The organism is Streptomyces sp. UNOC14_S4, assembly GCF_020740835.1.
Classification (GTDB): Bacteria; Actinomycetota; Actinomycetes; order Streptomycetales; family Streptomycetaceae; genus Streptomyces.
Map to the genome: position 1 here is coordinate 1 of NZ_JAINFC010000834.1, position 2010 is coordinate 2010.

The 2010-nt window shown below is 71.8% G+C and carries 2 protein-coding genes; both read left to right on the forward strand.

What is annotated here, in order from left to right:
- A partial coding sequence (locus tag K6I34_RS36250; protein WP_229332279.1) for an alkaline phosphatase family protein occupies positions 1-825 on the forward strand: 825 nt, incomplete at its 5' end.
- Positions 826-827: 2 nt separating this feature from the next.
- A partial coding sequence (locus tag K6I34_RS36255; RefSeq protein ID WP_229332280.1) for an MFS transporter occupies positions 828-2010 on the forward strand: 1183 nt, incomplete at its 3' end.

Here is a 2010-nt window from a genome sequence, read left to right on the forward strand (position 1 = left end):
GCCTTCGGGCTCGCCGCCGCGTCCCTCGGCCTGTGGGCCTCCGAATCCTCCGCCGCGGCGGCCCTGCCCACCCCCGACCACGTCGTGGTCGTCGTCTTCGAGAACCACGCCTACGACCAGGTCGTCGGCAGTTCGAGCGCCCCGTACATCAACTCCCTCGTGTCGGGCGGCGCCAACCTGACCTCCTCGTACGCCGAGACCCACCCCAGCCAGCCGAACTACTACGCGCTCTTCTCGGGCGACACACAGGGCGTCACCGACGACAGCTGTGTCACCCCCGGGTTCAGCAGCGAGCCGAACCTGGCGTCCGAGCTCGTGGCGTCGGGCAAGTCGTGGGCCAGCTACAACGAGTCCCTGCCCACGGAAGGCTCCACCGTCTGCAGGAGCGGCAAGTACGCCCAGAAGCACAACCCGTGGTTCGGCTTCGACAACGTGCCCACCGGCACGGCACACACCATGTCGGCCTTCCCGGCCGACTACAGCACGCTGCCGACGGTCTCCTTCGTCGTCCCGAACCTGTGCAGCGACATGCACGACTGTTCCGTGGGCACGGGCGACACCTGGCTCAAGAACACCATGAAGAGCTACGCCGACTGGGCCAAGAGCCACAACAGCCTCCTCCTCATCACCTTCGACGAGGACAACCGGCTGAGCGGCAACCGCATCCCCACGGTCCTCTACGGACAGTCCGTCCAGCCCGGCTCGTCCTCCGACGCCACGTACAACCACTACGACGTGCTGCGCACGCTCGAGGACATGTACGGCACCTCGCACGCCGGGAACGCCGCGAGCGGCAAGGACATCACCGGCATCTGGAACAGCTGACCGTGTACCTCGCGGACAGCCGCACCGCGCCGGACCCCTCCGACACCGCCGGCCGGCGCCCCCTCTCCGGCCGGCGGGCCGCCGCCGTGCCGGGCACCGTGCTGGCCCTGGGCTCCGTCAGTCTGATCACCGATGTCTCCTCGGAGATGGTCACCGCCGTCCTGCCGCTCTACCTCGTCACCGGACTGGGCCTGTCCCCGCTGGGCTTCGGGCTCCTGGACGGCGTCCACAACGGGGTCAGCGCACTCGTACGCCTCGTCGGCGGCAGACTGTCCGATCACGGCGGCGGGAGCCACAAGCGCGTCGCCGCGGTGGGCTACGGGCTGTCCGCGCTCTGCAAGCCCCTGCTGCTGCTCGCGCACAGCGTGCCGTGGATCGGCGCGGTCCTCGCGGCCGACCGGACGGGCAAGGGGCTGCGCACCGCGCCGCGGGACGCCATGATCTCGCTGGCCTGCGAACCCGCCGGGCGGGGACGGGCGTTCGGCGTGCACCGCGCGATGGACACCGCGGGCGCGCTGCTCGGCCCCCTCGTCGCCTTCGTGATCCTGCGCGCCGCGGCCGACGGCTACGACGCGGTCTTCACCGTCAGCGGCTGTATCGCCGCGCTGGGGGTCCTCGTCCTCCTGCTGTTCGTCCCCAGACGGCAGACCGACGCGCTCCCGGAGCGCGGCCCCGGCCGCGCTCCGCTGCGGGCCGCGCTGCGCCTTCCGGCCGTACGCCGCCTGACGGGCTGCGCGACCCTGCTGGGGCTGACCACGGTCAGCGACTCGTTCCTCTACCTCACCCTGCAGCGCCGCCTGGACCTTCCGGAGACGTGGTTCCCATTGCTGCCCTTGGGCACGGCCACCGCGTTCCTCCTCCTTGCCGTGCCCCTGGGGGCGGTCGCCGACCGGACAGGACGGCGCCGGTTGTTCCTCTGCGGCCATCTGGCACTGCTCGCGGCCTACGGCCTGCTCATCGCCCCGTCCGGCACCTCCCCGGCGCTCTGCCTCGTCGTACTGGCCCTGCACGGGAGCTTCTACGCGGCCACGGACGGAGTGCTGGCCGCCGTGACCGCCGACGCCGTGCCGGAGGCGATCCGCGGCACCGGGCTCGCGGTCGTCCAGACAGGGCAGGCAGCGGCCCGGTGCGTCTGCTCGATCGCTTTCGGGACGGCATGGACCGCCTGGGGCGACCGCCCGGCCC